General features: G+C 64.0%; 14 protein-coding genes and 2 tRNA genes. 3 read left to right on the top strand and 13 right to left on the bottom strand.

What is annotated here, in order from left to right:
• Positions 1-50: 50 nt before the first annotated feature.
• From ispC to rpsB, 7 genes are all read right to left on the bottom strand, one after another.
• Positions 51-1,235: a 1-deoxy-D-xylulose-5-phosphate reductoisomerase gene (gene ispC, locus V6M63_RS01325; RefSeq protein ID WP_332738701.1), complete on the bottom strand. Its 1,185-nt coding sequence runs from the start codon at positions 1,233-1,235 to the stop codon at positions 51-53.
• A gap of 5 nt (positions 1,236-1,240) precedes the next feature.
• Positions 1,241-2,074, bottom strand: a complete 834-nt coding sequence (locus V6M63_RS01320; protein WP_332738699.1) for a phosphatidate cytidylyltransferase — start codon at positions 2,072-2,074, stop codon at positions 1,241-1,243.
• Complete coding sequence (gene uppS, locus V6M63_RS01315) at positions 2,067-2,834, bottom strand: polyprenyl diphosphate synthase (protein WP_332738696.1); 768 nt, start codon at positions 2,832-2,834, stop codon at positions 2,067-2,069. Before uppS ends, V6M63_RS01320 begins: the two co-directional genes overlap by 8 nt.
• Before the next feature lie 35 nt (positions 2,835-2,869).
• Entirely contained in the window at positions 2,870-3,430 is a 561-nt protein-coding gene (gene frr / locus V6M63_RS01310; protein ID WP_056277813.1) for a ribosome recycling factor, read from the bottom strand.
• A gap of 41 nt (positions 3,431-3,471) precedes the next feature.
• The gene (gene pyrH, locus V6M63_RS01305) at positions 3,472-4,182 is read right to left on the bottom strand and encodes a UMP kinase (RefSeq protein WP_291217465.1); all 711 of its coding nucleotides are present in this window, start codon (positions 4,180-4,182) and stop codon (positions 3,472-3,474) included.
• A 148-nt stretch (positions 4,183-4,330) separates the two neighbouring features.
• Complete coding sequence (gene tsf / locus V6M63_RS01300; protein ID WP_332738690.1) at positions 4,331-5,248, bottom strand: translation elongation factor Ts; 918 nt, start codon at positions 5,246-5,248, stop codon at positions 4,331-4,333.
• Positions 5,249-5,362: 114 nt separating this feature from the next.
• A complete protein-coding gene (gene rpsB, locus V6M63_RS01295) occupies positions 5,363-6,118 on the bottom strand; it encodes a 30S ribosomal protein S2 (RefSeq protein WP_056277823.1) in 756 nt (251 codons plus the stop codon).
• 337 nt (positions 6,119-6,455) lie between these two features.
• Here rpsB and V6M63_RS01290 point away from each other — a divergent pair, with 337 nt between their 5' ends.
• Entirely contained in the window at positions 6,456-7,748 is a 1,293-nt protein-coding gene (locus V6M63_RS01290) for an FAD-dependent oxidoreductase (RefSeq protein ID WP_332738688.1), read from the top strand.
• A gap of 15 nt (positions 7,749-7,763) precedes the next feature.
• Positions 7,764-9,359: an NAD(P)H-hydrate dehydratase gene (locus V6M63_RS01285; RefSeq protein WP_332738686.1), complete on the top strand. Its 1,596-nt coding sequence runs from the start codon at positions 7,764-7,766 to the stop codon at positions 9,357-9,359.
• A gap of 12 nt (positions 9,360-9,371) precedes the next feature.
• Here V6M63_RS01285 and V6M63_RS01280 read toward each other — a convergent pair whose 3' ends face one another.
• From V6M63_RS01280 to rnr, 3 genes are read right to left on the bottom strand one after another with little or no spacing between them, the layout of a single operon-like run.
• The gene (locus V6M63_RS01280) at positions 9,372-9,923 is read right to left on the bottom strand and encodes a YggT family protein (protein ID WP_332738684.1); all 552 of its coding nucleotides are present in this window, start codon (positions 9,921-9,923) and stop codon (positions 9,372-9,374) included.
• A gap of 50 nt (positions 9,924-9,973) precedes the next feature.
• Positions 9,974-10,939, bottom strand: coding sequence for a gamma-glutamyl-gamma-aminobutyrate hydrolase family protein (locus V6M63_RS01275; protein WP_332738682.1), 966 nt, complete (start codon positions 10,937-10,939; stop codon positions 9,974-9,976).
• Between the two features lie 14 nt (positions 10,940-10,953).
• Complete coding sequence (gene rnr, locus V6M63_RS01270) at positions 10,954-13,254, bottom strand: ribonuclease R (RefSeq protein WP_332738680.1); 2,301 nt, start codon at positions 13,252-13,254, stop codon at positions 10,954-10,956.
• A gap of 34 nt (positions 13,255-13,288) precedes the next feature.
• On the opposite strand from rnr, the gene V6M63_RS01265 reads away from it, so the two are divergent.
• Positions 13,289-13,373: transfer RNA gene (locus V6M63_RS01265), tRNA-Leu, on the top strand.
• A 169-nt stretch (positions 13,374-13,542) separates the two neighbouring features.
• Here the strand turns inward: V6M63_RS01265 and rimO are convergent.
• From rimO to V6M63_RS01250, 3 genes are all read right to left on the bottom strand, one after another.
• Positions 13,543-14,928, bottom strand: a complete 1,386-nt coding sequence (gene rimO / locus V6M63_RS01260) for a 30S ribosomal protein S12 methylthiotransferase RimO (RefSeq protein WP_332738678.1) — start codon at positions 14,926-14,928, stop codon at positions 13,543-13,545.
• Between the two features lie 103 nt (positions 14,929-15,031).
• Positions 15,032-15,568, bottom strand: coding sequence for a polyhydroxyalkanoate synthesis repressor PhaR (phaR, locus tag V6M63_RS01255; RefSeq protein ID WP_332738676.1), 537 nt, complete (start codon positions 15,566-15,568; stop codon positions 15,032-15,034).
• A 214-nt stretch (positions 15,569-15,782) separates the two neighbouring features.
• Positions 15,783-15,859, bottom strand: a tRNA-Val gene (locus tag V6M63_RS01250).
• Positions 15,860-15,874 lie beyond the last annotated feature (15 nt).

Raw genomic sequence — 15,874 nt, 5'->3', positions numbered from 1 at the left:
GGGTCGTGAAGTTGAAAAACGCGTGCTTCAGCACCTGTGCGTCAACGCGGTCAGCGAGACAGGCGCTCGACCTGGGCTTGTGCCAGTTGGCGCGCCTGCTGGTCGATGGCCAGCAAGTCGGGCAAGTCGTTGGGCTTGGAGGGCACCAGTGCCTGCAAAGTTGCATCGTTGATGACGTGGATCTGGTCAAAGCGCAACCGCTGATCAAGAAACGCCGCCACAGCCACCTCGTTGGCCGCATTGAGCACCGCGGTCGTCCCGATCGGGCCGTTGAGAGAGTCCCACGCAAGTTGAAGCCCCGGAAAACGCAGGTCGTCGGGTTTCTCGAATGTCAACGCTCCCAAGGTGCTGAAATCCAGCGCAGCGGCGCCCGATGAAATGCGCTCGGGCCAGGCCAGACCATAGGCAATCGGGACCCGCATATCGGGCGTGCCGAGTTGCGCAACCACCGAGCCGTCGTTGTACTGAACCATCGAGTGGATCACGCTTTGCGGGTGGATCACCACCTCGATCTGCGCCGATGGCAGGCCAAAGAGATAACAGGCCTCGATCACTTCAAGCGCCTTGTTCATCATGGTCGCCGAGTCGACCGATATCTTGCGCCCCATCACCCAGTTGGGGTGCGCGCAGGCTTCATTGGGGGTCACCTGTGCCAGGGTCTGAGGGTCGCGCGTGCGAAACGGTCCACCGGACGCTGTCAAGACGATCTTCTCCACACGACGCGACCAAGACGCCGGGTCTTCAGGCAGCGACTGGAAGACAGCGGAGTGCTCGCTGTCGATGGGAAGCAGCGTGGCGCCGCCATCGCGCACCGCCTGCATGAACAGCGCGCCGCCCACTACCAGGGCTTCCTTGTTGGCCAGCAGCAGTTTTTTGCCCGCGCGCGCCGCCGCCAGGCTGGGCGCCAGACCGGCTGCCCCCACGATGGCGGCCATGACCGCATCCACCTCGGCATCGATGCACACGTCACACAAGGCCTGCGCACCCGAGAGCACCTGCACCTTCAGACCGAGCTCTCGCACCCGATCGGCCAACTGCCTGGCGTGTGCCGGGCTCACCATCACGGCATACCGTGGGGCGAACTGCTGGCACTGCGCCAGCATCAGATCGACCTGTGTGGACGCCGTGAGGGCAAACACGCGGTAGCGGTCGGGGTGGCGGGCCAGCACGTCCAGCGTGCTTGTGCCGATCGACCCGGTGGACCCCAGAATGGTGATGGACTGCGTGGCGTTCATGAATATCAGAGCGTGGAGAGCATCATCGCCAACGGCAACACAGGCAGCAAGGCGTCCACGCGGTCGAGCACACCGCCGTGGCCGGGCAGCAGGTTGCTGGAATCTTTCACACCGGCGCTGCGCTTGACCAGGGACTCCACCAAGTCACCGACCACGCTCATGGCCACCATGAAGGCCAATGACAACACGGCCAGCAGCGGCCCGAAGGCCCAAAGTCGGGCAAACAGGCTGGTCGCGTTGTCCATGCCTTTGGCGTCGACCCAGAGCCACGCTGCCGCCAGCACGAACACGCCGATGAAACCGCTGATGGCGCCTTCCCACGATTTGCCCGGGCTGATGGTGGGAGCGAGCTTGCGCCGCCCGAATGCCTTGCCTCCGAAGTAGGCAGCGATGTCGGCCATCCACACCAGCAGCAGCACCGACAGCAGAAAGCCCAATCCCATGAGACGAGCCTGCACCATGGCGAGCCACGCGCAACCGATCAGGGCCAGGCCCAACCACAGGCGCAGACCCGCAGGCCATGCACTCCAGCCCGACACACCGCGTGCGAGCATGGCCATGGACAACACGACCCAAAGTGCCCCGACGCCGATCCACAAGGCGCGCCAGGATTGGTTCAGACCGCCCGATAGCCAGAGGGCCGCCATGACCACACCCAGACCCAGACCGAACGCGAGCGCAGGACGCGAGCCCACCCCATTGAGACGCGACCACTCCCACCCTGCCGCCACGATCAGCAGCAGCGTGAGGACCGCAAAGGGTTCGATGGAGGGATAAAACAGCGCAGGCAACAGGACCGCCAGCAGCAGCAAGGCGGTGATGACACGCTGTCTAAGCATGTCGGTCGCCACCCACCAACAGGGGCTCTGCATGGCCGACTTGCTCCGACGTCTGACCGAAGCGGCGCTCGCGGTTGGCGTACTCCAGCAGGGCTCGGTCCAACTCCGCTGCGTCGAAGTCCGGCCACAGGCATGGGGTGAACACCAATTCGGTGTATGCCGCCTGCCATAGCAGGAAGTTGCTGATGCGCAGCTCGCCGCCGGTGCGGATCAGGAGGTCGGGGTCGGGCACGTGCGCGAGGGCCAGCTCACCGTTGAGGCTTGCCTCAGTGATCTCGCGCCCTTGCGCGGCCAGCCGCTGGGCGGCCTGCGCCACGTCCCAGCGTCCGCCGTAGTTGAAGCAGACATTGAGCACGAGCTTGTCGTTGTGAGCCGTGTCGCGCTCGGCAACCATCAGGCCTTGCACAACGCGGTTGGACAGCCCACGGCGATCACCGGGAAAGTGCAGACGTACGCCATTGCCGCTCAGCGAGGGCACCTCTCGCGAGAGCGCCAGCACCAGCAAGTCCATCAGGCTGGAAACCTCCTCCACCGGGCGGTTCCAGTTTTCAGAAGAGAACGCGAACACCGTCAGCACGGACACACCCCGCTCCAGGCACGCCTTGACGACGCGGCGCAGAGCTTCAACACCCTGTTTGTGTCCGGCCACGCGAGGCAACCAGCGCTTCTGCGCCCACCGGCCGTTGCCGTCCATCACGATCGCGACGTGGCGGGGCATCGAGGCCGCGGGTACGTCTGGTGTGGAACTGGTCTGGGACATGGTTAAGGTGCGTGGGGTTGCCGACAGGTCTGCGGTCAGACCGCCATGATGTCCTGCTCCTTGCCGGCCACGAGTCGGTCCACCTCGTTGATGACACGGTCGGTGAGCTTCTGGATGTCTTCCTGCGAACGGCGATCGTCGTCTTCGGAGGCCAGTTTCTCCTTCACCAGCTTCTTCACCTGTTCGTTGGCATCGCGCCGCAGGTTGCGGATGGCGATCTTGGCGGCCTCGCCATCCCCGCGCACGACCTTGGTGAGTTCCTTGCGGCGCTCTTCGGTCATGGGCGGCATGGGAACGCGGATCAAATCACCCTGACTCGAAGGGTTCAAACCCAGGTCGGACTCGCGAATCGCTTTCTCGATCTTGGCTCCCATGCCCTTTTCCCAGGGCGCCACGCCAATCGTGCGTGAATCGAGCAAGGTGAGGTTGGCCACCTGGGACAGCGGCAGCATGGAGCCGTAATAGTCCACGTGCACGGTGTCGAGCAGCGCGGGGTTGGGGCGACCGGTGCGGATCTTGGTCAATCCGTTCTTGAACGCTTCGACCGACTGCATCATCTTGTGCTCGGCGGTTTTGCGAATGTCATCAACGCTCATGAAAACTCCTCATTTCAGCAAGTGGTGCGCGCCTTGGGGCGTCACACGTGAACCAGCGTGCCTTCGTCCTTGCCCATCACCACATCGCGCAATGCACCGGGCTTGAAAATCGAAAACACCTTCACCGGCAGCTTCTGATCGCGGCACAGCGCGAAGGCAGTGGCGTCCATGACCTGCAGGTTCTTCTGCATGGCTTCGTCAAAGGTGATCGAGGCGTATCGGGTGGCGGTGGGGTCCTTGTTGGGGTCTGCGCTGTACACACCGTCCACCTTGGTGGCCTTGAGCACGATCTCGGCGCCGATTTCGGCGCCGCGCAAGGCTGCGGCCGTGTCGGTGGTGAAAAACGGGTTGCCCGTGCCGGCGGCAAACACCACTACCTTGCCCTCCTCCAGATACTGCAGCGCCTTCGGACGCACATAGGGCTCGACCACCTGCTCGATGGCGATGGCCGACATCACGCGGGCCACCAGACCAGCCTTGTCCATGGTATCGGCCAGCGCCAGCGAGTTCATCACGGTGGCCAGCATGCCCATGTAGTCGGCGGTGGCGCGGTCCATGCCGACCGAACCACCCGCCACGCCACGGAAGATGTTGCCACCACCGATGACGATGGCCACCTGCACGCCCAGGCGGGTGACTTCTGCGATTTCTTCCACCATGCGCACGATGGTGGCCCGATTGATGCCGAAGGCGTCGTCGCCCATGAGGGCTTCACCCGACAACTTCAACAGAATCCGTTTGTAGGCAGGCATGTGACAACTTTCAGGAAGCGAAAACACAAAATTCAACCGACAAGTGTACCGAGGAGCCACTACCCTTCGGTGCCGGTTACACACAAGACAACGGGCCTTGCGGCCCGTTGTCTTGTTCAGGGCAGCAACGGCTGCCACAACAGAACGCTCAGGCGCCCTTGGCGGCGGCGACTTGGGCAGCCACTTCGGCAGCGAAATCGTCCACTTTCTTCTCGATGCCCTCGCCCACCACATAGAGGGTGAAACCCTTGACCGTGGTACCCACGGCCTTGAGCATGGCCTCGACGGTCTGCTTGTCGTTCTTCACGAAGGGCTGGTTGAACAGCGACACTTCCTTGAGGTACTTCTGAACAGCGCCGTCGATGCGCTTGGCCACGATCTCGGCGCTCTGTGCCGGCTTGCCGGCGGCCACCAGCTCCTTGTTGGCCTCATCGGCCTTGGCCGTGGCCACCGAGCGCTCGCGCTCGATGAACTCGGCGGGTACGTCATTGCTGGTCAGGGCGACGGGCTTCATGGCGGCCACGTGCATGGCGACGTCCTTGGCAGCGGCGTCTGCGCCGTCAAACTCCACCACCACACCGATGCGGGTGCCGTGCAGGTAGCCGGCCAACTTCGTCGAGCCGCTGTAGGCCTTGAAGCGGCGGAACGACATGTTCTCGCCGATCTTGCCGATCAGGCCCTTGCGCACGTCTTCCAGAGTGGGGCCGAAGCCGTCCTGGCTGTAAGGCAGCGCGCCCAGCGCGGCGACATCGGCCGGCTGGTGCTTGGCCACGAGCTGAGCGGCAGCGTTGGCCAGGGCCAGGAAGCTGTCGTTCTTGGTGACGAAGTCGGTTTCGCAGTTGACTTCGATCAGGCCGCCGGTGGTGCCTTCGATGAAGCTGGCCACGACGCCTTCAGCCGTCACGCGGCTGGCGGCCTTGCCGGCCTTGGTGCCGAGCTTGACGCGCAACAGCTCTTCGGCCTTGGCCATGTCGCCTTCGGCTTCGGTCAGGGCTTTCTTGCACTCCATCATGGGAGCGTCGGTCTTGGCGCGCAGTTCGGCGACCATGCTTGCGGTAATTGCCATCTGTGTTCTCCTTGGCGCCGCCTCACGCTGGTGGGTGAGATCGGCCATGTTCAATGATCGGTTTTCGGTGTGAAAAAGGGGCTCATGAGCCCCTCTTTCATGGGAGCAGTGCCTTCAAGCGGCGGTGTTTTCCTTGACTTCGACGAACTCGTCGGTGCCTTCGGCGGCAACAGCCTTCACGACATCGTTGACGGCGTTGCTGCGGCCTTCGAGGATGGCGTCGGCGATGCCACGGGCATACAGAGCCACGGCGCGTGCCGAGTCATCGTTGCCGGGGATCACGTAGTCAATGCCTACTGGCGAGTGGTTGGTATCCACCACGCCCACCAGCGGGATGCCCAGCTTCTGCGCTTCGAGCACGGCGATCTTGTGGAAGCCCACGTCGATCACGAAGATGGCGTCGGGCAGGGCCGTCATGTCCTGAATGCCGCCGATGTCCTTTTCCAGCTTTTCCATTTCGCGGGAGAAGGTCAGTTGCTCCTTCTTGGTCATGCTGTCCAGGCCGCCTTCTTTCTGGGCTTGCATGTCCTTCAGACGCTTGATCGAGGTCTTGACGGTCTTGAAGTTGGTGAGCATGCCGCCGAGCCAGCGCTGGTCGACGAATGGCACGCCGGCGCGGCGGGCTTCCTGGGCCACGATGTCGCGCGACTGGCGCTTGGTGCCCACCATCAGGATGGTGCCGCGGTTGGCGGAGAGCTGGCGCACGAACTTGGCTGCATCTTCAAACAGGGGCAGCGTCTTTTCGAGGTTGACGATGTGGATTTTGTTGCGGTGACCGAAGATGTACGGAGCCATCTTGGGGTTCCAGAAGCGGGTTTGGTGACCGAAATGGACACCGGCTTCCAGCATTTCGCGCATGGAGATAGACATGAGTTAACTTTCCAGAGGTTGAGTCTAAAATCCAGCCCCGATCACCTGATGGCCACCCAATCGCTTCTGATTCGGTCGCCGCAGACGACACCCGGTTGGGCTGGTTTGCGATTTGCCTTGCGAGGCTGGTGAGGTTGTTGTACCGCCCATCACCCGCAAAGCCTGTCGATTATAGCAGTCTGATCCTTTCCTTCAGCCACCCCCACCGGGCGTGCCAGTTGTGCGCCGCCCGGGGACTTTGCGTGCCTCCGTCCATGCCTGACACCGTGCCAAGCGCCTTGAGCTTTGAGCAGCGCCTGCCGCTCGCCGGCAGAATGCAGTTTTCAGGGAGCCATGTTTGAAAATCGCGATCGTAGGAGCGGGTGTCGTGGGTATTGCCTGCGCGCACGAGTTGTCACAGGACGGCCACGAGGTCACGGTCTTCGAGCGGCGCAGCACGGTGGCCGAGGAAGCCAGCTTTGCCAATGGAGCGCTCATCGCCCCTGGCTGGACGGCGCCGTGGGCCCATGACCACCGGCGCCTTGCATGGCCTTGGTCCGCCAGCGGAGTCGGCCTCCAACTGTCGCGCCTGCCCAGTGGGGGCGAATGGAGCTGGCTATGGCAATGGCGGCGTGCCAGCCAGGGTTCGCGGATGCTGTCGAACCATGCGCAGATTCACCGTTGGGTGCGCTACAGCCAGGAGCGGCAGCAAGCGATCACCGACCGGTACCAGTTTGAACACGATCGCAGCCACGGCATGCTGGTGCTGTTGCGCAGCGAGCCGGAAGCCGCCGTGGCCGAAGCCCCATTGCAGCAACTGCGCGACCTCGGGCTGACGCCCAAGATGCTCTCGGCCGATGAGGCACGGGCCCTGGAGCCCGCGCTCAACGCCGAAACGCCACTGCACGGTGCTGTTGAGCTCGGCGGGGAGGCTGTGGCCAATTGCAGGGAATTCGCCGTGTTGTTGCGCGCCCAGACTCAACGGATGGGCTGCCGCTTCGAGTTCAACACCATCGTCAGCCGCATCGAACCGCAATTGAATGCGGGTGTGAACCTGACACTCACCCACACCGCCTCCCACCCCTCCGGCGAAAACCCGAACGACACGGCTCAGCGCTTCGATGCGGTCTTGGTCTGCGCTGGCGTGGCCGCTGCCGGCATGCTCTCACCGTTGGGTTTGAAATTGCCAATGCAATCGGTGGTCGGCCATTCGCTGAGTGCTGCGGTGCGCGAACCCATGGATGCGCCGCAATCGGCGGTACTGGATGCGCGGTACGGCATCTCCATCGCCCGCTTGGGCCAGCGTGTGCGCGTGGCCGGCGGAGCCGAGTGGGGAGGCAAATCCGGCCCACCGTCAAAAGCCGGACTGCAACGCTTGTACCGCGCGCTCTCCGACTGGTTTCCGGGCGCTGTCCGCCTGGGCGGACCGGCCGGCAGCGTGCAGGAATGGCGTGGTGTTCAGGCCACGCTGCCCGACGGCATGCCGCTGATCGGCGCGAGCCGGTTGCCCGGCATCTGGCTGAACCTGGGTCACGGACAAGCCGGGTGGTCCGTGGCATGTGGCGCCGCGAGGGCGCTGGCCGACCGCATCGAAGGCCGCGCACCCGACATCGATCTGGCCACTTGTTCGCCCCAACGCTACGGACTTTGAGCCAGACTGGGGCCCATGCGAATCATCAACAACGATCGACTTGAGCCGCTCTTTGACACGGCGGCCACGCAGGCCATCGAGCAAGCCGCCCAGGCCACCCTGCCCCACCACGCGCTGATGGCGCGAGCGGGCCTGGCGCTCGCGCGGCTCGCTCGGGCGCTGGCGCCGCATGCCCGCTGCATCTGGGTGGCGTGTGGCCCTGGCAACAACGGTGGTGATGGCCTGGTGGCCGCCACGCACCTGCACGCCTGGGCGCGCCAATCGGGCAGCGCCCTGCGCGTGGTGGTGACCCATGCGGTGGCCGAAGGCGCCGACCCCGCGCGCCTGCCTCCAGACGCACGCCAGGCACTGGTCGCCGCGCAAGCCGCGGGCGTTGTTTTCCATTCCGCCCCACCAGATGAAGCCGACCTTGCGATCGACGCGCTGCTGGGCATCGGCACCATGCGTCCACTGAGAGGACCGCTCGCCACCTGGCTGGCCAGGCTGCGCTCCAGCGCTGCGCCGGTGTTGTGCGTTGACCTGCCCAGCGGCCTGCACGCCGACACCGGTGCGCTGGCAGCGATCGAGCACGACGGCCCCCCCGTCACGCGGACTGGAACTGGAGCTCGCCACACCCTGTCGTTGCTGACCTTGAAACCGGGGTTGTTCACCGGGCAGGGGCGAGATGCTGCGGGTCAGATCTGGTTCGACGATCTGGGCGTGATGCCCGCTGCCGACGTGCGCCCGGCGGCCTGGCTGTCCGGCCGTGCGGCACATGTCGGCGCCAAGACGTCCATGCCGCACGCAAGCCACAAAGGCAGCTTTGGTGATGTGGTGGTCATCGGTGGACAAGGCGTGGCCACGAACGGTGCGGGCATGACGGGCGCGGCGGTGCTGGCAGCCCGCGCGGCGTTGCATGCCGGCGCAGGAAGGGTGTTCGTCGGGCTGCTGGAAGCCGGTTCGCCAAGCGAAACCACCTGGGACCCTGTGTGCCCCGAACTCATGTTTCGCAGACCCGACGCCTGGCTGGACACGCCCCTGCTGCGTCAAGCCAGTGTGGTCTGCGGTTGTGGCGGCGGAGCGGCAGTGGCGGCAATGCTTCCCCGCCTACTGTCCAGCGCCACCAGCTTGGTGCTGGACGCCGATGCGCTCAACGCCATCGCACAAGACGCCAGCCTGCAAGCACAATTGACACACCGCCAGGGACGCGGCTGGATCACCGTGCTCACCCCGCATCCGCTGGAAGCAGCGCGGCTGCTCGGCACCGACACCGCCCAGGTCATGATCGACCGCCTGCAGGCCGCGCAAACCATCGCCGCGCAGTTTGGCGCCGTGTGCGTGCTCAAGGGTTCGGGCACGGTGATCGCCGCTCCGAACGAGACCACACGCATCAATCCCACTGGCAACGCCGCGCTCGCCACGGCGGGCACCGGCGACGTACTGGCGGGCATGATCGGCAGTGCCTTGGCGCGGCCGGCCTCGTCGACCGGAGCGGCGCTGGACCGGGTGGCAAGCGCGGTGCTCCAGCACGGTTGGCTGGCGGATCACTGGGATGACAGCGAAGAGTCGAGGACCCGGCGTCCGTCGCTGGTGGCAGGCGAACTCGCCTTGCGCGCCAGACCCGTCGGCTGACGTGAAGGGCGATCAGCCCAGGATCATCAGTCCGACCTGCAGCAGGATGATGAGCACCAACACGGACAGATCGACACCGCCCACGAGCGGAATCACACGGCGGATCGGGCGCAGCAAAGGCGCACACAGGCGATCCAGCGTAATCATCACGGGCGACTGCGGCTGCACCCACGACAGGATGGCGTAGCCGATCAACAGGATCATCAGGCCCTGCAGGAGCGTGCGCACCAGAATGCGCAGGGCCATGGTCAGGATGGTGAGCACCCAGGTGGCCGGCGAGGCCGAGACCTCCGACACACCGGTTGCCAGCATCAGCCAGATGCCGCCATAGGCCAAGGCCAGCAGCAGGGCAGACAGAAGGCTGCCCCAGTCGATGCGGCTCTGCGCCAACGCACGCGGCAGGATGCGCCGCACCGGTTGGACCAGCCAATCGGTCACGGCAATCGCAAAGCGCCCGGGCTGGGCCGACATGTGCACGCGCAAGTGGTTCATCCAGGCGCGCAACAAAGCCATCGCCATCAGGAAAAAGAACAGTGTTTCGAGCAGAAAGAAGATGATGCGCATGCGTTGCTGGTGTGTTGTGAGTGCGAGAAACGGGCGAGCCGATGCGTGGGTCAAGCGGCGGCCAACCGCAGGGGCGGGCGAGGCACGCGTGGATCGGACTCGCGGCCCGCAGCCAGCCGCTCCATGGCCGCTGCGCGAGACGCCTCCAGGAAGTCCAGCATGATCGGCGAGCTGTCGGCGAGCGCGTGCCGCCCGTGATGGAACTCCGGATGCCATTGAACACCTCGGGCGTAAGCGTCACCGGTCCAGCGGATCGCCTCCACCAGGCCGTCGAGCGTCGAGACCGCCTCCACCACCATGCCCTTGCCGAGTTCGGCGACCGCCTGGTGGTGGATGCTGGTCACCCGCAACTGAGACGCATTGGGGTACAGCTTGGTCAGCGCGGTGCCCTGCAGAAAGGTCACATCGTGTTCGAGCTGGTCGTACAGATCGGTATCCACATGGGCATGCGCCGCCGGGCACTGTGTGGGGATGTCCTGGTACAGGGTGCCGCCAAACGCCACGTTGAGCAGCTGTGCGCCCCGGCACACGCCCAGCACCGGCTTTTTCTGTGTCAGAAAGGCTCTGAGCAGCGCCAGTTCGTATTTGTCGCGCACCACGTCGCCGTGCCAGCGCGGGTCGATCGGCATCTGCCCGTAGGTCTGAGGCGCCACATCGGCACCGCCCTGCAACACCAACGCATCGAGCTCCTGCACCACATGCTCCACTTTGAGGTGGCGAGCAGCGTGCTTGCTGTCGTGCGCGACGGCGGGCACCATGAACGCAATGGCCCCGTGCTCCATGATCCAGTGCGCCAGCGACTGCTCGATGTATTGAAGGTTCTTGTTGCGAAACCCCAGTTCAAGCGGCACCTGGTACAGCAGCCGGGCCGACACGCCAATGCGCAGCGGGCGCTCGGTGGGCTTGGGGGGAACTTTGGGCGCAGCAGTCTTCACCGGCCGCGAACGCACACGGCTGGTGGAGGGGATTTCCAGCGCGGCAGACCTGGCGGGGGTCTTCTTTGGAGCATTGCTCACGGTGTGCTGGCCCTTCAACGGCGGCTCTTGCGTGGCTGATTGGCGGTGCTGCGCGCACCACCGCGGTCCGACTTCTTGCCCGCGGCCTTTTTCACCGCTTCCTTGACTTCCATCGCAGGAGCGCGCGGCGCGCGCTCCTGACGGCCCGAAGGCGCGACCTCCGAGCCGCGCCCTCGATGGGATTTGCCCCCACGCCCCGCGCCTGTGGCCCCGTCTGCCGGGCCAGCTTGACCCGTCTTGTCGCGCATGGCTCGCAGCACCAGGTCGTCGTCGCCACTGACAAGGCGGAAGTCGATGCGACGACCATCCAGGTCCACCCGGCTCACCTGCACCTGCACGCGCGTGCCCAGGGCATAACGAATGCCCGTTCGCTCGCCGCGCAATTCCTGTCGCGCTTCGTCGAAGCGGAAGTACTCGCCACCGAGCTCTGTGATGTGGACCAGCCCTTCAACGTACATGGCGTCGAGCGTCACGAACAGTCCGAAGCTGGTCACCGAACTCACGACACCGCTGAACTCCTCGCCCAGGTGCTCGCGCATGTATTTGCACTTGAGCCAGGCCTCCACGTCGCGGCTGGCCTCATCGGCGCGGCGCTCGTTGGCGCTGCAGTGCAGACCGGCGGCCTGCCAGGCCAGCGTATCGACCGAAGGCTTCTTCGCCACCTCGCCCACCGCCAACGGCTTGGCCCGACTGGCCAGGCGTTTGCTCAGCTTGGCATGGGCCTCGCCCGGTGTGGGCAGCGCGGGCAACTCATAGCGCTTGCGCGCCAGGATCGCCTTGATCACGCGGTGCACCAGCAAGTCGGGATAGCGGCGGATCGGGCTGGTGAAGTGCGTGTAGGCCTCGAAGGCCAGGCCAAAGTGACCGCTGTTGATCGGCGTGTAGATGGCCTGCTGCATGGATCGCAGCAGCATGGTGTGGATCTGTTGCGACTCGGGCCGGTCCTTGGTGGCGGCCGCGATCTTCTGGAAGTCGGCCGGCTTGGGGTTGTCGCCAATCGTCTGCGACACGCCCATGGCCTTGAGGTAATTGCGCAGGATCTCCTGCTTCTCGGGCGTCGGGCCTTCGTGCACGCGAAACAGGCCAGTGTGCTTGCCTTCGCTGATGAAGTCGGCGGAGCAGACATTGGCCGCCAGCATCGCTTCTTCAATCACCTTGTGGGCGTCGTTGCGGGTGCGCGGAATGATCTTTTCGATGCGACCCGACTCATCGCAGACGATCTGCGTTTCGGTGGTCTCGAAGTCAACCGCACCACGCTCGCCACGTGCTGCCAGGAGCGCGCGGTACACGTCGTGAAGATTGAGCAGATAAGGCACCAGTGCCTTGCGCTGACTCGCCTCGGGACCGCGCGTGTTCTGCAGGATGGCCGCCACTTCGGTGTAGGTGAAGCGCGCGTGACTGAACATCACCGCTGGGTAAAACTGATAGGCATGGACCTCGCCCTTGGCGTTGACCAGCATGTCACACACCATGCACAGGCGCTCCACGCCCGGGTTGAGCGAACACAGGCCGTTGGAGAGCTTCTCCGGCAGCATGGGGATCACGCGGCGCGGGAAGTACACGGAGGTCGCGCGGTCGTATGCATCGATGTCGATGGCCGAGCCGGTCTGAACATAGTTGCTCACATCGGCGATGGCAACCAGCAAACGCCAGCCTTTGCCCTTGCCGACCTTTGCCGGCTCGCAATACACCGCGTCGTCGAAGTCGCGCGCGTCTTCACCGTCAATGGTGACCAGGGGCACATCGCGCAGATCAACACGGTCCTTGTGATCGGCTGCGCGCACATGGTCGGGTAGTGCACGTGCCTGCGCCATGGCGGCATCCGAGAACTCGTGAGGCACACCGTACTTGCGCACCGCAATCTCGATCTCCATGCCGGGGTCGTCGATCTCGCCCAGCACTTCCTTCACGCGTCCCACCGGCTGCCCGTACAGCGCTGGTGGCTCGGTGAGTTGCACCACCACCACTTGGCCCGGCTTTGCCGAACCGGTGGCGCCCTTGGGGATCAACACGTCCTGTCCATAGCGCTTGTCTTCGGGCGCCACCAACCACACACCGCTCTCCTGGAGCAGGCGGCCGATGATGGGGGAATCGGAGCGTTCAACGATTTCCGTCACGCGTCCTTCGGGGCGGCCCTTGCGGTCCAGACGCACGATGCGAGCCTTGACCCGGTCCTTGTGCAGGACCGCCCGCATCTCGTTGGAAGGCAGATATATATCGGCCTGCCCATCGTCGCGGACCACAAAACCATGGCCATCCCGATGACCGGAGACGACACCTTCATATTCGGCCAACAGGCTGTTTTTTTCGTTCACTTTTTCTCTGCTATAATTTCGTTTTTCCTGAAATGCCCAGGTGGCGGAATTGGTAGACGCACTAGTTTCAGGTACTAGCGCTGAGAGGCGTGGAGGTTCGAGTCCTCTCCTGGGCACCAATCATAAGGGCTTGCAAACGTGATGTTTGCAAGCCCTTTTCTTTTGTCTCAACGCAAACAAGCACACAACCGCTTGCTGACGCGCTGATCACATGCTCCGAAATTCGGAGCATGCATTGCTGGACAGTTGCCGCGCTGCCTGGGGTCACCAAGAGGCGGGCCGCCGCCATCAAATCGGGACCGCCAACAGGTCGTGTCCCTGCGCTGCGACGATCCGCGCCTTGGTGAATTCACCCACCTTCAAAGTCTTGCTGATCTTCTCGGGCGGCAGCAAACGGACCAATCCGTCGATCTCGGGCGCATCCGCATAGCTGCGGCCAATGCCGCCCTTCTTGCCCATGCCGGGCGCCGAATCCACCAGCACCTGCATGGTCGCGCCAACGCGTTGCTGCAGCTTGTCGGCCGACACGGCTTCGGCCACCGCCATGAAGCGCGCCCGGCGCTCTTCACGCAAGGCATCGGGCACAGCATCAGGCAATGCGTTGGCCGTGGCGCCTGGAACGGGCGAGTAGGCAAAGCAGCCCGCACGATCGATGCGCGCTTCGCGCAGGAAGTCCAGCAAGTGATCGAACTCGGCCTCCGTCTCGCCGGGAAAACCAGCGATGAAGGTACTGCGCACAATGATCTCCGGGCAGAGCTCGCGCCAGCGCGAGATGCGCTCGAGGTTCCTTTCGCCACTGGCCGGCCGTTTCATGCGACGCAACACATCGGGGTGGCTGTGCTGCAGCGGCACGTCGAGGTACGGCAAGCACAAACCTTCGGCCATGAGCGGGATGATCTCGTCCACGTGGGGATATGGGTACACGTAGTGCAGGCGAACCCAGGCACCATAACCTTTGGCCAACTCACCCAGTGAGCGCACCAGGTCGAACATGCGCGTCTTTACCGGTTTGCCATCCCAGAAGCCGGTGCGGTACTTCACATCCACGCCATACGCCGAGGTGTCCTGGCTGACCACCAGCAGTTCCTTGACGCCCGCCTCGAACAACTTGCGCGCCTCCGTCAGCACGTCGCCGATCGGGCGACTCACCAGATCACCGCGCATGGAGGGGATGATGCAGAAGGTGCAGCGGTGGTTACAGCCCTCACTGATCTTCAGGTAGGCGTAGTGGCGCGGCGTGAGCTTGATGCCCTGCGGCGGCACGAGATCCACAAACGGGTCGTGCGGCTTGGGCAGATGTTGGTGCACCGCGGTCATCACCTCGTGCGTGGCGTGCGGGCCGGTCACGGCGAGCACACTGGGGTGCATCTGGCGCACCAGGTTGCCCCCGCCCTCGCCTTCGCGCGCGCCCAGGCAACCGGTCACGATGACCTTGCCGTTTTCGGCCAGGGCTTCGCCAATGGTGTCCAGGCTTTCGCGCACGGCGTCGTCGATGAAGCCGCAGGTGTTGACGATCACCAGATCGGCACCAGCGAAGGTCTTGGAAGTTTGGTAGCCCTCGGCGCTGAGTTGCGTGAGGATGAGTTCGGAGTCGGTGAGCGCCTTGGGGCAACCCAGGCTGACAAAACCGACTTTGGGGGCCGCGTTGGCGACCGGGACAAGCGTTTCAGACATGCCCCGATTGTCTCAGACCTGCTGCAACGCCGCAGAGGAGTGGATGATCCGGCAACGGGCCGCTCCAAGCCGGATCAGCCCGGCGGCGAAATGGGGCGATGCCTCAGCGTTTGAGCCCCAGGGCGGCCAGCATCTGCTCGCTGTTCTTCTGCATCTGTTCCTGCATCTGGGTGAACGCGCTGCGCGACTGCTCCAGGTAGGTGCCCATCATGCCCTGCATCATGGGCGACTGCACGTTCATGAACTGCTTCCAGGCTTCGGGAGTCACACCGCTGGACTGCTCGGCCATCTTGTGCTGCAGGTCCATGAAGATCTGCACGTTCTTCTCCAGGTAGGCGCCCATGAAGTCCTGCATGGCGTGTCCGTAGAAGCGAATGATGTTGGCCAGCACCTGCTCGGTGAAGATGGGCACACCAGCGGTTTCCTCTTCCAGAATGATCTGCAGCAGGATGCTGCGCGTGAGGTCGTCGTTGGTCTTGGCATCGCGAACCACGAAGGGCTCGTTGTCCATCACAAGCGTCTTGACCTCGGCCAGCGTGATGTACGACGAAGTATCGGTGTCGTAAAGACGCCGGTTCGGGTACTTCTTGATGACGCGCACAGCAGGCTGGCTGCCACTCTCGGCCTTGTTTTTTTGCACTGATGGATCTTTCTGGAAAGAAGTGAACGAACCACCGGATACGGCCGGGAGTTCACGGGTCATTCTAGAAACGCTTGAACGCACCCGCAGCATGGGTTTTCCCTGTGCATGCTAACGATCTCCGCGCTTTTCAGGAGAACAATCCGAGCAGGCCACAAAAAAGCCCGACTCGGGGTCGGGCTTGGTTGCTGGATGCTTTGCATCCGGAATAATTTGGTAGGCGCGATTGGACTCGAACCAACGACCCCCACCATGTCAAGGTGGTGCTCTAACCAGCTGAGCTACGCGCCTACAAACGATTCGAAG

Origin of the sequence: Hydrogenophaga sp. (assembly GCF_036675665.1) — a bacterium.
GTDB lineage: Bacteria > Pseudomonadota > Gammaproteobacteria > Burkholderiales > Burkholderiaceae_C > Hydrogenophaga.
The sequence above is the reverse complement of the archived record's forward strand: the minus strand, read 5'-3'. Positions and strand labels throughout refer to the sequence as shown.